The sequence below is a fragment of the Bacillus cereus group sp. BfR-BA-01524 genome (assembly GCF_022662595.1).
In the GTDB taxonomy this organism is placed as follows: domain Bacteria; phylum Bacillota; class Bacilli; order Bacillales; family Bacillaceae_G; genus Bacillus_A; species Bacillus_A thuringiensis_S.
In genome coordinates this window covers 1-15717 of the sequence record NZ_JAKUDW010000032.1, presented here as the reverse complement: position 1 = coordinate 15717, position 15717 = coordinate 1, and the positions used below count along the sequence as shown (strand labels likewise).

Here is a 15717-nt window from a genome sequence, read left to right as displayed (position 1 = left end):
GCAGTTTGAAAACACGCTCTAAAGGCTCTTTCTTATCTCTCAGGATTACTACCTGCAGGATTTGGCACAATTCCGTTATACGGCTGTTGCCAAGGTTTCATCGGGCCTGTCCCTCCACCTTTTCTTGATAAGACTATGCAATTACCGTTGATTTTATAGCAATAATTTCCTAATGTCAAACTATTTTTCTGAATGTTCTAAAATAAACGTTAACAATTTCATATAAAGCAACAAAAGAAATATATTCTAATCTATTTCAAAAAAGACCTTTAAAAACCTCAAATCAGTCTATAAAATTAAATAAGTAATTTAACCTATAAATTCAAATTCTCCAAAATTTAGCCTACATGTTGAATAGGCGATCCTCTCAAAAAGATACTATATATATTCAATCCATTTTCCACTAGTATATTTCACTTTTTTCCCTACTAAGATTTACATAACGGAGGTATAACATGACAGATAAAAAAGATATGCAGTACATACTTGCTCTATATGGCATTCTTCTAGGATCTATAGTAGGAGCTACAGTTTGGTTATTTTTAGTCACAATAAATATTGGAATCCACTTTATTTGGGGATACTTGCCTGAAGTTCTCTCTTTTCCCTCTTATTACACCCTTTGCATAACAATAATTGGCGGGGTCCTCGTTGGTCTATCACAAAAATATTTCGGTACATACCCACGCCTTATGCCTGAAGTGATGACTGAATATAAAAAAACTGGTCGAATCGAATATCGCTTTGTCCATCGGGCTACTTTAACCGCGATTATTGTTTTAATTTTCGGTGCTAGTCTTGGTCCAGAAGCCGCACTAGTTGGAATTATAGGCGGACTTTGCACATGGGTAGGGGATCGCTTTAAATTTGCCTTGAAGGGTATGGATGAGCTAACCGAGATCGGAATTGGCGCTACTTTAAGTGTCATTTTCAACGCACCATTATTCGGTTATTTAGCACCGAATGAAAATGAGGGAGAACAAATTGCTGCTTTTTCTAAAGGAAAAAAGGCGATTGTATACTTAGCTACTACCTTCGCAGGTTTTTCTGTTTATTTACTACTGAGTAAACTCGATAATCGTGGATCCTTTATTGTTGATTTCGGGGAAGGTTCACTTTCTTTCAATGAATGGATCGCATTTCTTCCACTTGCTAGTATCGGTGCTATAGTTGGTTTCTTTTATTTCAAGTTAGAATTCACATTAGAGAAGTTAATTCACCCTTTTAGAGAATACAAGCTGACACTCGGAATTCTCGGTGGTATTTTATTAGGAATTTCAGGAACTTTTCTTCCATACACATTATTTTCAGGGGAACATCAATTAAAAGAATTAGTTGTTGAATGGAGCCATTTATCTTTTTGGATACTACTTCTTTCAGGGATTTTAAAGTTGTGCATTACTGCCATTTGTTTGAACACAGGGTGGCGAGGTGGACATATCTTCCCAATTATATTTTCTGGGTCAAGTATCGGATACGCTGTAGCATCTATTCTTCCTATAGATCCAGTAGCATCTGTTGCCATCGTAACGACAGCAATTTCGAGCTATGCGTTACGAAAGCCAATAGCTATAACATTACTATTACTTATGTTTTTCCCGCTTAATTTGCTATTGCCAATGCTTGGTGCAGCTGCTATCGGGAATGCCTTTCCACTTCCAAAACATAACGAAACTACAAATTAATCAAAATAGGCAGTGGGGACGAAAGCTCCACTGCCTATTTTTTTATTACACGCGCTGCTTTAATAACGCTTCTAACTCTTCAAAATTATGCACTTCATATGTCGGTATAATTCCACTATCATTTAATTTACTTTCTGGGTTAAACCAACAAGTATCAATTCCCGCTACGTATCCACCTTTAATATCGGCGCTTAATGAATCTCCAATAATCAGCCCTTCTTCAGGTGCAAAGTTAGGAATCCGTTCAAAAACATAATCAAAATACTCTTTCATCGGCTTTTGAAAACCTGTATCTTCAGAAACAAAAACATCTTTAAACAATGAATGTAGCCCTGCATTACGCAAACGTTTATCTTGCGTCTTAGAAACACCATTTGTCACTATATACAACTCATACTCCCCTTGAATTTGATTTATAAATTCAAACGCACCTTGCATGAGTTGATTTCCTTCTTCTAAGTAGCTACGATAATTATTTTCGAATAATATACCATCTGCTTCTTCTCCATACTCTTTAAACAACATAGAGAATCGTGTATTTACAACTTCATTGCGTGATAGTTCACCTTTTTCAAAAGCATCCCAAAGGCCTTTATTTATTTTTTTATAACGAGCCTCTATCTCGTCCGTTAAAGGAATCCCCTTCTCTTCAAAAAGCACCCGTAAAGCTACTTTTTCAGCCTTCTGGAAATCTAATAATGTATCATCTACATCAAATAGCAATGTTTTATATTTTTTCATAAATTCATCACACTCTCTTTTCTACAAAAACAAATTTACATCAATCGTATCATTCCTTCTTGTAAAGATAATAGGAGATATCTCATACTATAAATAGGGGTGAAAATATGAAAGTCAGCAAAAATGAGGAAGAAATTTATCAATACATGCGAATCCATCAATTCCATACCCTATTTTCATTTCATGTCTTGCCATATGTAGAGCTACATTCTTTTCAAACGAAAGAGATGATATGTAGCGAAGGAAATGCTCTCCCTTATCTCTATTACTTAATTTCTGGGAAAGCAAAAATATATATGAATCATAAAAACGGGAAAGTTTCATTAATTAATTTTATTCAAGCACCATCTTTTATCGGGGAATTAGGATTAATAGGAGTAGAAAATATTACTAAGTCCGTTGAAGTACTAGAAGATTGTGTTTGTTTGGCACTTCCTCTTAAAGATTGTCAGCAACTTTTATTACAAGATGCAACGTTTTTACAGCACTTATGCAAATTTATTGGAGAAAAGACAATTACTCGCACTGAAAATTACGCAAAAAACTATAGTTATCCTTTTGAAAATCGATTAGCTGCTTTTATTTTATTAACAGAACAAAATAATTGTTATATAGAAAAGCATACCGAGGCCTCGGAATATTTAAATGTCAGCTACCGTCATCTTTTATATGTATTAAATCAGTTTTGCCAACAAAATTACTTAAAAAAAGACGGAAGAACCTATTACATACGAGATCGAATTCAATTAGAAAAACTTGCTGATGAACTAAAAATATAAAAAAACAGCATTAACATTTACATGTTAATGCTGTTTTTTCGAGTGACGATTATAATTTTAATTAAAATTTACTTGCTACTTTAGCTGCTTCTTCAAGACCTGCAGCAATGATTTCTTCTGCTTTATCTGGGAATTGGTTATGTCCTTCAATAACTATTGTTTCCATGTTTGTCGCGCCGAAGAAGCCCATCATACTTGCTACATATTTAACAGCCATTTCTACCTCAGCTGCTGGACCTTCTGAATATACGCCGCCTCGTGCATTTAATAATGCAATCTTCTTATCTCCGATTAGGCCAACTGGACCTTCTGGTGTATATTTGAACGTTTTACCAGCACGGTTTAAATAATCAATATATGTGTGTAGCACTGCTGGAATCGTTAAGTTCCATAATGGGAAGCCGAAAACAACTTTATCAGCTTCTAGGAATTGATTTAAATACTTATCAGCAACTGCTACTGCTTTTGCCTCTTCTTCTGTTAAATCAAATCCTTTACCTGCCTTGAATGTACCATTGATCATGTCTACACCTACATATGGTAATTCTTCTTTATATAAATCCAGTTCTACCACTGTATCATTTGGATGTGCTTCTTTATAGTTTGCTAAAAATGCCTCATATAATTTCACACTAACTGCTTGTTCCGCTGGACGGTTGTTTGCTTTAACGAATAAAACTGTTGCCATTATTTCTTCCTCCTAGTACTCACTCTTATGTTGTTATATGCTTTCAAAAAAGGTATCCCTTGTAATTGTTGTTTTGTTGCTTACAAACATATTTTATCTTTATATCAGGACAATTTCGTCCTCACATAGACGTATTTTTCCATAAAAAAAGTCCACCTTCTAAAGGCGAACTAGGTCTTACGACTTTCGTCTTATACAATTCCATTTTTCACTGCATATAATGCCGCTTGCGTACGATCAGATAAATTCAACTTACTCAAAATGCTACTTACATGCGCCTTAACTGTCTTTTCTGTAATAACTAAAACAGATGCAATTTCCTTATTGCTCATCCCTTTCGCTAATAGCTGCAATACTTCATTTTCTCTCGCTGTTAGTACATCCACTTGAATAAAAGGCTCTTCTTCCTTTTCTTCTACAGGTAATGTTTGAGAGAGAAGAGCATTTGCTATATCCGGATGTAATTGAATATTACCTTTATATGCGCTTCGAATAGCTTCAACAAGCTGATCCGGTTCTACATCTTTTAAAATATATCCACTTGCTCCAGCCCTTAATGCAGGTAACACATGCGCCTGATCAGAAAAGCTAGTTAACACAATTACTTTCACATTTGGATACTCTTTTTTAATATATGCCGTCGCCTCAACACCATCCATTTCAGGCATATATAAATCCATTAATATAACATCAGGATTTGTTTCTCCTACTTTCACTAACGCTTCTTTCCCATTATTCGCTTCTCCAACTAACTCTAAATCTTCTTGCGTACTTAAGAAAAATGCTAATCCTTTTAAAACGACTGTATGATCATCAACTAACAATACTTTTATTTTCACAAACTTCCCTCATTTTCACATCATAATGGTACATTTACTTTTACGCTCGTTCGTTTATTACTACTTACAATTTTAATTGTTCCACCAACTAATTCTACTCTTTCACGCATCGTAGTCATACCTAGTGATTTCTTTTCTTTTATATTCTTTTCCACAAAGCCCTTTCCTTGATCAACTATTTCTAATGATACATTTTTCTCATTCACTGTAAAATAAATCGTCGCTTCTTTTACACCTGCATGCTTACTTACATTGTTCAGTGCTTCTTGGCCAATGCGCCACAAAGCTTCTTCTACTACACGAGGTAAATCACGAACACCTGTAACTTGCTCCCTAATTTTCAGTCCCAAATTTTCACCGTACTGCTTTAGAGCTGGCAATAATCCTTTTTCTAATCCTGCCGGACGAAGCTGCCAAATTAATGTCCTCATTTCTTTCAAAGCTCCTTGCGCAAGTTCACGCATCTCATGCAAAGATTGATCTACCTTTTCATTTTTACCTTTTAAAACTGCCTCGGCGCCTTTTGTCATAAAGGTTAATGAAAATAATTTTTGCGAAACAGAATCATGTAAATCTCTTGCTAGCCGATTTCTTTCTTCCATTCGTACAAGTTCACGGCGCTGCTCGTTTAACCTCAAATTCTCTATTATTAACGAAACATGGTTCGATAGTGCTTGAATTACATCTATTGTATTAGCATCAAACTCTCCATTATTCAAGCTAACACATAAAACACCAAATATATGGTTTTGAATATGTATTGGCGTAGCGATAACAGCTCGATTTAGATGTACATTATGTCCTATTTGATGTTTTATTAGAACTGGTTCATCTTGTTCTAACGCCTTCTTGGCCGCCTCTTTTACATCCTCTTGTAACTCTTCCTGAACGTAAGACGCTCGCAAAGATAGTTCTTTTTCCTCCCTAATAAAAAGTGCCACTTGATTCCATTGAAATACCTCACCTACGTGATTTACCACCTTTTCAGGTAGTACATTAAACTTATGAATCGTTTTTAAATCTTGAATGAAACGCTCTAATTTCACATAATAATGTGCTCTTCTCTTTTCATTTTCATATAATTTTGTTCGCTTTAAAGCCGTACCAATTTGGAAAGCAACCGATTGGAGTAATACTAATTCTTCTTCCGAAAAATGTGTTTTACCCGGACTTGCAACATTTAACAACCCAAATTTTTCTCCTCCAGCTTTTAAAGGAACCGTAGCATGATGAAGAATACCCTCCGTATCTCCCCAATTATATTCAATTGCATTATTAATTCTTTTACATTCAATAATATTAACGGCTCTCTCTAATTTCCCATCTACAAAACCTCGTAAACACCAACACTCACCTTCGCACATCGGGCGTTTATTTTCATATGTAAGTGCCTCTGGTAATTGGTAATCAATCAACTTCGTATACTTCCCATTTTCATCCGCAAGAAAAATCCATCCTGTCGTTAAGCCTGTCACACTTAGTAATTTCTCTAGGACAGCTTGCAATACATGATATGTATCATTTGATGTATTTAAAGTTTCTGCAATTTCCTTTAATATAACTAATTCATTTGTACGATTATCTCGAAACATACTCAGTCTCCTGCATACAAGATTTTAAATAGCTCTTAAAATAAATCATCTACTTTTCACTTTGTACTTATTCGTAACATTGATATAATGGTGAAAACATAGTTTTCATTATATCACTTGAGGGGGCTTTCATAATGACATTAAATAAAGCACTTACTATCGCTGGTTCTGACACAAGTGGCGGTGCTGGTATACAAGCAGATTTAAAAACATTCCAAGAACTTGGCGTATACGGAATGACATCTCTTACAACAATCGTAACGATGGATCCACATAACGGTTGGGCACATAACGTATTTCCAATCCCAGCTTCTACATTAAAACCACAATTAGAAACAACAATTGAAGGTGTTGGCGTAGACGCTTTAAAAACAGGTATGCTTGGATCAGTAGAAATTATTGAAATGGTTGCAGAAACAATTGAAAAGCACAATTTCAAAAATGTAGTAGTTGACCCTGTTATGGTATGTAAAGGTGCAGATGAAGCATTACATCCTGAAACGAACGATTGCTTACGTGACGTTCTTGTGCCAAAGGCATTAGTTGTAACGCCAAACTTATTTGAAGCTTACCAATTAAGCGGTGTGAAAATTAATTCTCTTGAGGACATGAAAGAAGCAGCGAAGAAAATCCATGCTTTAGGTGCCAAATACGTACTAATTAAAGGCGGAAGCAAACTTGGTACAGAAACTGCAATCGACGTCCTATACGATGGAGAAACATTCGATCTTCTAGAATCAGAAAAAATCGATACAACCAATACACACGGTGCAGGTTGTACATATTCTGCTGCAATTACAGCAGAACTTGCAAAAGGAAAACCTGTGAAAGAAGCAGTAAAAACTGCTAAAGAATTCATCACAGCTGCTATTCGTTACTCATTCAAAATTAACGAATACGTAGGTCCAACTCACCATGGTGCATATCGTAAATTCGTTGTATCAAAAGAACTTGTCTAATATATAAATAAAAACACTCACAAGGTTCATACATTGCCTCTGTGAGTGTTTTTATAAGCTTTATGTCTTCTGGTCATCTTATCTTTAAGATGCAGAACTAACCTTATTTCTACCATTTCGTTTCGAGTAGTATAACGCATCATCCGCCGCTTGAATAAATTGCTCTGGTGATTCTTTATATTCTGAAATCCCTACCGAAACTGTAATTTTTATTTTCGTTCCATCTAACAATTGAAATGAATGTTTTTCAACAGCTATACGAGTTTGTTCCCCAATACGAATTCCATAAGCTATTCCTTTCCTTGGTATCAAAAGCGCAAACTCCTCTCCACCCTTTCGAAAAACCAAATCCGGAAATGCTGACATTTCTCGCAAAATATGCCCTACTTGTTTTAACACTTCGTCTCCCGCTGGGTGCCCATACGTATCATTTACATGCTTAAAGTGGTCAATATCTATAAGTAGTAAACAAAGTGAATCATTTTTCATACGCTTATTACCAATATGACGATTCATCTCTAAATCAAATTGTCTTACGTTTCCTAGGCTTGTCAATGCATCTATCGTTGCGTATTGCTTCATCGTTTGAAATAACCCATTGGATTGTAAAACATATTTTGCACTTATGAATGTTATGTAACCTGTAATAATACTAGAAATTAAATATAATCCCACTATGTGAATGTCTTTAATTAGCCATATATATAACGCTGGGATTAGAATAGATAAAATATATGCGTGTAACCATACCCACTTTTCCCCTAAAGAAAGCTTCATTCGCGAAATAAAGATACTCCCTATTCCTATCGCAATGATTGTATAAAAAGCCACTTGAGAAGCTAATGAATAATCCATAAACAACAGCCTTGTTACTAAAATCATACCAATTGTTATAGTACTCGCTATCGGCCCTCCAATAATAACAGCTAGAATAACTGCTAAGTAGCGTAAATCCAATAGGATAGTACCAACATGAACACCGAAATACATTAGTAATATACCTAATATCCCAGTAAAAATGCCCACTACACATTTCTGCCCAAAAGAGAATCCTTCTTTTAACGGCTTATCTCTTAAAAGCTGACCTCCAACAAAAATAAAGGAAAGAATAATTGTTGTATTTACAAATAAGTCCCTTAACATAAAATAATCTCCTTACTTTTCTATCTATCCCTTTCCTTACTTTATTGTATACGAAATACCTTTAATTCCCAAAGTTTTTTGTTTATTTTTGCTGTTTCACGTGGAACAGCAAAAAAATAAAAAGGGCGAAAGCTCGCCCTTTTTCATTAACAACAACGTGATATTTTTCCACCCTTTGCGTTAAATCTCGCTTCTTGTGCCTCAGCAAAAAACTGCTTTTGACATACAACCTCTTCTTCTGGATGATGCTTTTTCATATGCTCTACGTATACTTCATAACTTGGTACCCCAACAAGCAAACTAATAAAGCGCTTCCTTTCCTCCCATACTTGCCACAGCTTTTTAAGCATAGTTCCTCGACTCACTTTCATCTCTAGGAATATATGGTGCCTCTTTTAACGGCATTGGCTTATTTCTTAATACTTGGATCCAAATTCGAAGTGCTGAAATTAACACAGCAATTACAACTATCATAAAAATCCCACAAAGCGCTGCATCGATATAATCATTAAAAATAATTTGCTTCATTTGAGAAACATTTTTAGCTGGTGCTAACACTTTTCCTTCATCTAACGCTCCCTGGAATACCTTCGCGTGAGATAGAAATCCGATTTTAGGATTTTCGTGAAATAGCTTTTGATAACCAGCTGTCATCGTTACAATAAGCAATCCCACAGTTGGAATAAGTGTTACCCAAACATACGCCTTTTTCCCCATTTTGAACAAAATTGTCGTTCCAAGTAATAATGCGATACCCGCTAACATTTGATTTGCAATACCGAAAAGTGGCCATAATGTATTAATTCCACCGAGCGGATCTATTACCCCTTGGTATAAGAAATATCCCCACCCTAATACACATAACGTTGTAGCTATTACATTCGCTAATGTAGAATCTGTTTTCGCAAACGGCTTATATACATGCCCTAAAATATCTTGAATCATAAATCGTCCTACACGCGTTCCTGCGTCAATCGTTGTTAAAATAAATAGTGCTTCAAAAAGAATGGCAAAATGATACCAGAATGCCATCATCGCCGTTCCACCTATTACTTGTGAGAAAATATATGCCATACCTATCGCTAACGTTGGTGCGCCACCTGTACGTGATAAAATTGTTTGCTCTCCAACATTTACAGCAAGTTCTTTTAGTTCATTTGGTGTAATAGCAAATCCCCATGAAGAAATAACTTGAGCTGCCTGCGATACATCCGTACCAATAAGTGCCGCCGGACTATTAATCGCAAAATAAGTTCCTGGCGTTAATACACAAGCTGCAATCATTGCCATCGCTGCTACAAACGACTCCATTAACATTGCTCCGTAACCGATTGGCTGTGCATGTCCCTCTTGCTCAATCATTTTTGGAGTTGTACCAGATGAAACGAGAGCATGGAATCCAGAGACCGCACCACAGGCAATCGTAATGAATAAGAACGGGAATAAATTACCGGAGAAAACAGGACCAGTTCCATCAATAAATTGCGAAACTGCTGGCATTTGTAAATCGGGTGCTACAATTAAAATGCCAATCGCCAAGCCAACGATTGTTCCAACTTTTAAAAACGTACTTAAATAATCACGTGGTGCTAATAACATCCAAACTGGTAATGCAGATGCAATAAATCCATATACAATAAGCATAATAGCAATTGTTTCACCACTAAATGTGAACATACTTGCAAGTGTTGGATTTTCTGCTACATACTGTCCTCCAATAAGAGATAAAATAAGTAGGATAATACCAATTACTGACCCTTCTCCAACACGACCAGGCCTAATATAGCGCATATAAACTCCCATTAAAATAGCGATAGGAATAGTTGCTGCTATCGTAAACATTCCCCAAGGACTTCCGATCAGTGCCTTTACTACGACTAACGCTAATACTGCTAATAAAATAATCATAATTCCTAAAATACCTATCATTGCAATTAGTCCTGTAACAGGTCCAATCTCATCCTTGATCATTTCTCCTAACGATTTACCATTACGTCTCATCGAAGCAAATAAAATGACAAAATCTTGGACAGCCCCCGCAACAACTACCCCAACGATAATCCAAATGGTCCCTGGTAAATATCCCATTTGTGCTGCTAAAATCGGTCCTACTAAAGGTCCCGCCCCAGCAATCGCTGCAAAGTGATGCCCAAACAATACCCACTTATTTGTTGGAACATAGTCTTTCCCATCGTTTAATGTATGGGCTGGTGTTTGCCGATTATCATCTAAATTAAAAACCTTTCTCGCTATAAATCTACTATAAAAACGATAAGCAACTGCATATACACATACGGCAGCTACTAAGAGCCATACAGCATTAATGGTTTCACCTTGTGATAAAGCTATTACCCCAAAAGCACCTGCTCCTACTGCTGTAATAACGCCCCAAAGTAAGATCGATTTCAATGTCTTCACATACAATTCCCCCAATACTATTTCTTAGTGGAGATTGTACTAAATTTTCTGAATATTTAACTTGAATCCTCCTTATCATGAAGGATTTTCAGTTTATCATGTTAAAATACTATCATTACCTACTATAATTCAATGTTATTTCGAAGGCGTTTTACATAATTACGACTGACTGGAATCGGTTGCTCATCATACCTATCTAAATACAAATTATACGTGCCATTATAATAAGGTTTCAGTTCTTTTACATATGACATATTAATTAAATAGCTTTTATGCACACGTAAAAAATCATATGCATTTAGCTTATTTTCTAATTCCTGAAGTGTATATGTTGAAATATACTGATTATTCGTTGTGTAAATTGAAACAGTTTTATTTTCTTTATTTTTACTTACATATACAATATCTTCTGGGAGCATATATCGTATACCCTCTTGACTTTCTATCGGTAGTTTCCGCAAATAACTCTTTGCTTTCTCACCTTGTTCTTTACCTATTTTATATAAAAGAAATTGTAAATCTTCTTCACGAAATGGTCGTAATAAATAATAAAATGCTTGGAAACGAAAAGCTGTAATAGATTCCTCTATGTTTTCACCTACAAAAATAAATTTTGTATAGCAATTTATTTCTCGTAATAAACTTGCATATTCAAAACCAGTACCATCTAGTAATTTGGAACTTAAAAAAACAAAGTCTGGTATATGTTTTTTCATCATAAATAAAGATTCTGTTCCTGTCTTTGCTTCAAAACATTCTACATTTCTCATATTTTCAGTGAAATTTTCAGCTAACTCTCTTCTCTCTTCTGCCTCTTCCATGATCAGTAAAATTTTCATTTCTTCAACCACCTAATTCTTTGTCCATATGTCCTGCTGTATACATTCGCTTTTATAAGAAATAATCCCTTTTTCTTACTATACCATTATTTATCTAAAAAAACAGAAAAAAGGAAACCACTTCGGTTTCCTCTCCCCTTTTATCCTACATTAACTGCCTAGAAAGAGCCGAGTAGTGTAGGATAATAAACGGTCAGGGATACGTTTAAAATTTCATTTTATACTAATTCTCGTTGCTTCGTTTCCTGTCCAAGTATTACTACAGCGAATACACCAATTAAAATTGATCCGCAGAAAATCGTAAATATTAATGATAGTGAAGCTTCTGAGGCAACTAAATACCCCACTAATAGTGGCCCAAGAATACCACCAATACGCCCAAATGCTGCTGCCATTCCTGCACCTGTACCACGAATAACGGTTGGATACTGCTCAGGTGTATAGGCGTATAATGCTCCCCAAGCACCTAAGTTAAAGAAGGATAGTAACATACCTGCCACGATTAATACTGTTAATGAATCCGCAACCCCAAACAAATAGGCACTGCAGGCTGTTCCGATTAAATACGTAACCAAAACAAATTTACGACCGAGACGTTCAATAAACCAAGCAGCAGTGAAATATCCTGGAAGTTGAGCTAATGTCATAATAAGTACGTATTGGAAACTTTTTATTAAACTAAATCCTTTTAGCACCATTACACTTGGTAACCAAAGGAACATTCCATAATAGGAAAAGACAACACAAAACCATAGAATCCATAGCATAATTGTTGCTTTACGATATTCCCCAGACCAAACTGATTTTATATTTTCAATAACAGATGGTCTTTTTTCAACTTTTTGGAACCTTGGGGAATCCGGTAAATTCCATCTTAAATATAAAGCATATAGTGCTGGAACTGCACTCAATACCATCGCGACTTCCCAACCATATTTCGGAATAACAAAATACGAGATAAGAGCTGCAATTAACCATCCACCTGCCCAAAAACTTTCTAATAACACAACAATTTTCCCACGCTCATGTGCTTCAACACTCTCTGATACTAGTGTAGAGGCAACCGGAAGCTCTCCGCCAAGCCCCATACCAATTACAAAGCGTAAAACGAGAAACATCGCGAGTGTCGTCGTTAACGCAGTTAAACCACTACCGATAGAAAATAATAATAATGTAATAATAAAGACTGATTTTCGCCCTATTTTATCTGATAGTATCCCAAAAATAAGCGCTCCTACTGCCATACCGATTGAGTTAATACTACCTATCCATCCCATTTCCTGGCTCGTTAATCCCCAATCCTTTTGCAAGGCTACCATTACAAATGAAAGCATTCCGACATCCATTGCATCAAATAGCCATCCAAGCCCAGCTATACCAAGTAGTTTGCGCTTCGAAATTTCTTTTACCTTGCCCACTAGAAGTCCTCCTCACACAGGTGTCTTTACACATCATTTTACATGTGTAAATTGTATAAGTAAAATACTTTTGTGTAAAAAATTTCTCCTTCATCATTCCCAAAAAGTAAAACGCCTATCCCGATTGGTGAGGGCTAATAATCAGTAGAGATGCCTCACTGATTAAATTTTCAATTTATTAAAAACGAACAAATAAAAAAGCAGCGATATTTCGCTACTTTTTCGAACGCATTACTTCTTTTAAAAATTCCGCTAATACTAACTGACGACGCCAGCGTGTTGGATTACTGCATAATCTATAAAACCACTCTAAATGAATCGCTTGAATCCATTTTGGTGCACGTTTTACCTCTCCAGCCCATACGTCTAAACTTCCGCCTACTCCAACAGCCATTTTCGTTTCTAAACGATGCTTATTGTTTTGGATAAAGTTCTCTTGTCTTGGGAAACCGAGTGCAACAAGTAATAAATCTGGTTTTGCTTCTTGAATGCGAGAAATGATATTTTCTTCGTCTTCTTGTTTAAAATAACCATCTTGTGTCCCGGCGATGGATACAGCTGAATATGTCTTTGTTAAGTGATCTGCTGCAGCTTGTACAACATGCGGCTTTGCACCTAATAAGAAAACAGATACTGGTTTACTATCCTCTGATAACTTCGCAAGTAAATTACACATTAAATCAAAACCTGCTACACGCTCTTTTAAAGGTGTACCAAGCATGCCACTTGCCTTTACAACCCCAATACCATCAGGTGTAATTAAATCTGTATTCAATAATGTTTGATAGAACTTTTCATCCTTTTTTGCGCACATAACAATTTCAGGATTTGCTGTTACTACCTGAAACGTATGAGTTCGCTCCGCTTCTAGTTGTTCTTTTAAATATTGGACCGTTTCATCCATTGTCATTGTAGAAAAAGGAACGCCTAGAATATCAACTGTTTGTACTGCCATAGTTAACTATCCTCTCTATCATTACAAGTTTTTCGCTATTAATTGCTTATATGTTTCTTTTGTATCGTCATATAGTTTTTGAAGTGAGAAGTCCATAGTAGCATGCTCATAAATATGTTTACCCATTGCTGCTAACTCTCCGGTCTTCCACTTATCATACGCTTCTTCTAAAGCTAATGCCAATGCCTTTCCATCACCTGTTGGCACAATCCATCCGTAAGTTTCATCTACGATTAATGGTTCAATTTCTCCAGCTCTAGTCACAATTGATGGTACACGTTGGTTTGCCGCTTCTAATAAAACTAGTGGGAACCCTTCACTATGGGAAGTTAATAAATTTACATGTGACGACGCAAATAATTGTTTTACATCTTGACGATGTCCTAAAAACTCTACTTTATCGTTAATCCCTTTTTCAGTAGCTAATGACTTTAGATTTTCTTCTAATGGGCCATCTCCAACTAATAATACTTTAATTTTCTCTAATTTTGTTTGTTGTAACGCATCGAATAAAACTTCATGTCCTTTGACAGGATGTAATCGTGCTACTTGAATTGCCGTAAATACATCTTCATCAATATTGAACATTTCTTTTTTATTATAGCCTTCTGCTTTTTCCTGATCGTATTCAATTCCATTATAAATAACATGCATCTTGTCATTTGAAATGCCTAATGCTGCCAAGCTTTTTTTCAATCTATTTGTTACAACGAAAAATAAGTCTATATTTTTTAAGGCTTTCAAATTTAATTTCGTAAAAATCCAACCTTTTAAGCCCTGTTTAGTAAAGTCTTGAAATGGATCACTATGAATAGTCGTTACCCATTTTGCCTTTATTCTCTTTTTCATTAAAGAAACATAGAAATTAGCCCTAGGACCATGCGTATGAACTACATCAAATTTTTCTTTATTAATAAAATCACTTATATTCTTTAAAATGGATAAATCATAGCGCGATTTTTGTGAAAACACATGGACTTTTATCCCTAACTCCCTTGCTTCCTTCGCAACAATTCCATCTTCAAATACTGCTAATTCTACTTCACCAGTTGGAAACTGATCGAGAAGTGAAATAATATGTGTTTTCCCTCCCCCATCTTCTGCTCCTGCATTCATATGCAATATTCTCATATTTTTTCCTCCTTTAAATCCTCGCTACGTTTCCATCTATTTTTATTTTACTGTACTAAAAAATAAAAGCTAACAAAAGTTAGCTTTTATTTTTATCATTCAATTTCTAGGTCTACTATTAGATAAGCTAACACCACTACAAAGTATATCCCAACTCCTGGTGCTGTTAAAATATGTCCTGCAATATAAGCAATACCTAACGCTAACAATAAGCTTGCTGAAATCATTCCATATTTTATATTAAATATGTCCTTAAATCTCGTAGCAAATGCTAGTAGAATTCTTAGCCCGTAATAAATAAATGGAATCATTAGTAATACAAAGCCAATAATCCCGAAATCATAAAACCAATCATGGAAGTCCATTTCAATTAGTTTTGGATCTGGCTGCTTTTGTTCATTATATTTAAAGTTACCTGCATAACCCATTCCTAATAACTTTTGTGACATTGGCGCTTCTTTAAAGAACTGCTTATGTCTTTCTTCATATACTTGACGTCCACTGAAAATAAGATTTTCTTGATTTTCTTT

The 15717-nt window shown here is 35.5% G+C and carries 15 protein-coding genes and 1 riboswitch; of the genes, 3 read left to right on the top strand and 12 right to left on the bottom strand.

All coding sequences use genetic code 11. The annotated features are described in order from the left end of the window. Positions 1-29: 29 nt before the first annotated feature. Positions 30-134: riboswitch (SAM riboswitch) on the bottom strand. Between the two features lie 321 nt (positions 135-455). Next, positions 456-1685: a chloride channel protein gene (locus MR170_RS13655; RefSeq protein WP_242308456.1), complete on the top strand. Its 1230-nt coding sequence runs from the start codon at positions 456-458 to the stop codon at positions 1683-1685. A 45-nt stretch (positions 1686-1730) separates the two neighbouring features. Here MR170_RS13655 and MR170_RS13650 read toward each other — a convergent pair whose 3' ends face one another. Then, positions 1731-2426, bottom strand: coding sequence for a YjjG family noncanonical pyrimidine nucleotidase (locus MR170_RS13650; RefSeq protein WP_029443694.1), 696 nt, complete (start codon positions 2424-2426; stop codon positions 1731-1733). Between the two features lie 107 nt (positions 2427-2533). Here MR170_RS13650 and MR170_RS13645 point away from each other — a divergent pair, with 107 nt between their 5' ends. Beyond that, complete coding sequence (locus MR170_RS13645) at positions 2534-3205, top strand: transcriptional regulator YeiL (RefSeq protein ID WP_029443695.1); 672 nt, start codon at positions 2534-2536, stop codon at positions 3203-3205. Positions 3206-3266: 61 nt separating this feature from the next. On the opposite strand, the gene MR170_RS13640 is transcribed toward MR170_RS13645, so the two are convergent. From MR170_RS13640 to MR170_RS13630, 3 genes are all read right to left on the bottom strand, one after another. After that, positions 3267-3893 (bottom strand): FMN-dependent NADH-azoreductase, encoded by a 627-nt coding sequence (locus MR170_RS13640; RefSeq protein ID WP_050844766.1) that lies wholly within the window; start codon positions 3891-3893, stop codon positions 3267-3269. A 191-nt stretch (positions 3894-4084) separates the two neighbouring features. Next, positions 4085-4732 (bottom strand): response regulator, encoded by a 648-nt coding sequence (locus MR170_RS13635; RefSeq protein ID WP_242308455.1) that lies wholly within the window; start codon positions 4730-4732, stop codon positions 4085-4087. 20 nt (positions 4733-4752) lie between these two features. Beyond that, positions 4753-6324, bottom strand: a complete 1572-nt coding sequence (locus MR170_RS13630; RefSeq protein WP_016079586.1) for a GAF domain-containing sensor histidine kinase — start codon at positions 6322-6324, stop codon at positions 4753-4755. 134 nt (positions 6325-6458) lie between these two features. Between MR170_RS13630 and pdxK the strand changes: the two genes are divergently transcribed. Further along, a complete protein-coding gene (gene pdxK, locus MR170_RS13625) occupies positions 6459-7283 on the top strand; it encodes a pyridoxine/pyridoxal/pyridoxamine kinase (protein WP_000174252.1) in 825 nt (274 codons plus the stop codon). Positions 7284-7367: 84 nt separating this feature from the next. Here pdxK and MR170_RS13620 read toward each other — a convergent pair whose 3' ends face one another. The 8 genes from MR170_RS13620 to MR170_RS13585 form a co-directional block, all read right to left on the bottom strand. After that, the gene (locus MR170_RS13620) at positions 7368-8426 is read right to left on the bottom strand and encodes a GGDEF domain-containing protein (protein WP_016079585.1); all 1059 of its coding nucleotides are present in this window, start codon (positions 8424-8426) and stop codon (positions 7368-7370) included. Positions 8427-8572: 146 nt separating this feature from the next. Continuing rightward, complete coding sequence (locus tag MR170_RS13615; protein ID WP_016079584.1) at positions 8573-8776, bottom strand: YbdD/YjiX family protein; 204 nt, start codon at positions 8774-8776, stop codon at positions 8573-8575. Further along, the gene (gene cstA, locus MR170_RS13610) at positions 8769-10844 is read right to left on the bottom strand and encodes a carbon starvation protein CstA (protein ID WP_043935111.1); all 2076 of its coding nucleotides are present in this window, start codon (positions 10842-10844) and stop codon (positions 8769-8771) included. Before cstA ends, MR170_RS13615 begins: the two co-directional genes overlap by 8 nt. A 122-nt stretch (positions 10845-10966) precedes the next feature. After that, positions 10967-11683 (bottom strand): LytR/AlgR family response regulator transcription factor, encoded by a 717-nt coding sequence (locus tag MR170_RS13605; RefSeq protein WP_000698259.1) that lies wholly within the window; start codon positions 11681-11683, stop codon positions 10967-10969. 218 nt (positions 11684-11901) lie between these two features. Beyond that, positions 11902-13101: an MFS transporter gene (locus tag MR170_RS13600; RefSeq protein ID WP_000521106.1), complete on the bottom strand. Its 1200-nt coding sequence runs from the start codon at positions 13099-13101 to the stop codon at positions 11902-11904. A gap of 214 nt (positions 13102-13315) precedes the next feature. Then, a complete protein-coding gene (locus MR170_RS13595) occupies positions 13316-14056 on the bottom strand; it encodes a WecB/TagA/CpsF family glycosyltransferase (protein ID WP_000290751.1) in 741 nt (246 codons plus the stop codon). A gap of 21 nt (positions 14057-14077) precedes the next feature. Next, a complete protein-coding gene (locus tag MR170_RS13590) occupies positions 14078-15187 on the bottom strand; it encodes a glycosyltransferase family 4 protein (RefSeq protein WP_016079581.1) in 1110 nt (369 codons plus the stop codon). A gap of 95 nt (positions 15188-15282) precedes the next feature. Further along, positions 15283-15717, bottom strand: a 435-nt coding sequence (locus tag MR170_RS13585; protein WP_242308454.1) for an O-antigen ligase family protein, incomplete at its 5' end; no start/stop codon positions are given.

Coding starts and splice junctions, on each gene's coding strand:
- MR170_RS13655 (WP_242308456.1), top strand. CDS start 456: ATGACAGATAAAAAAGATATGCAGTACATACTTGCTCTATATGGCATT.
- MR170_RS13650 (WP_029443694.1), bottom strand. CDS start 2,426: ATGAAAAAATATAAAACATTGCTATTTGATGTAGATGATACATTATTA.
- MR170_RS13645 (WP_029443695.1), top strand. CDS start 2,534: ATGAAAGTCAGCAAAAATGAGGAAGAAATTTATCAATACATGCGAATC.
- MR170_RS13640 (WP_050844766.1), bottom strand. CDS start 3,893: ATGGCAACAGTTTTATTCGTTAAAGCAAACAACCGTCCAGCGGAACAA.
- MR170_RS13630 (WP_016079586.1), bottom strand. CDS start 6,324: ATGTTTCGAGATAATCGTACAAATGAATTAGTTATATTAAAGGAAATT.
- pdxK (WP_000174252.1), top strand. CDS start 6,459: ATGACATTAAATAAAGCACTTACTATCGCTGGTTCTGACACAAGTGGC.
- MR170_RS13620 (WP_016079585.1), bottom strand. CDS start 8,426: ATGTTAAGGGACTTATTTGTAAATACAACAATTATTCTTTCCTTTATT.
- MR170_RS13615 (WP_016079584.1), bottom strand. CDS start 8,776: ATGCTTAAAAAGCTGTGGCAAGTATGGGAGGAAAGGAAGCGCTTTATT.
- MR170_RS13605 (WP_000698259.1), bottom strand. CDS start 11,683: ATGAAAATTTTACTGATCATGGAAGAGGCAGAAGAGAGAAGAGAGTTA.
- MR170_RS13595 (WP_000290751.1), bottom strand. CDS start 14,056: ATGGCAGTACAAACAGTTGATATTCTAGGCGTTCCTTTTTCTACAATG.
- MR170_RS13590 (WP_016079581.1), bottom strand. CDS start 15,187: ATGAGAATATTGCATATGAATGCAGGAGCAGAAGATGGGGGAGGGAAA.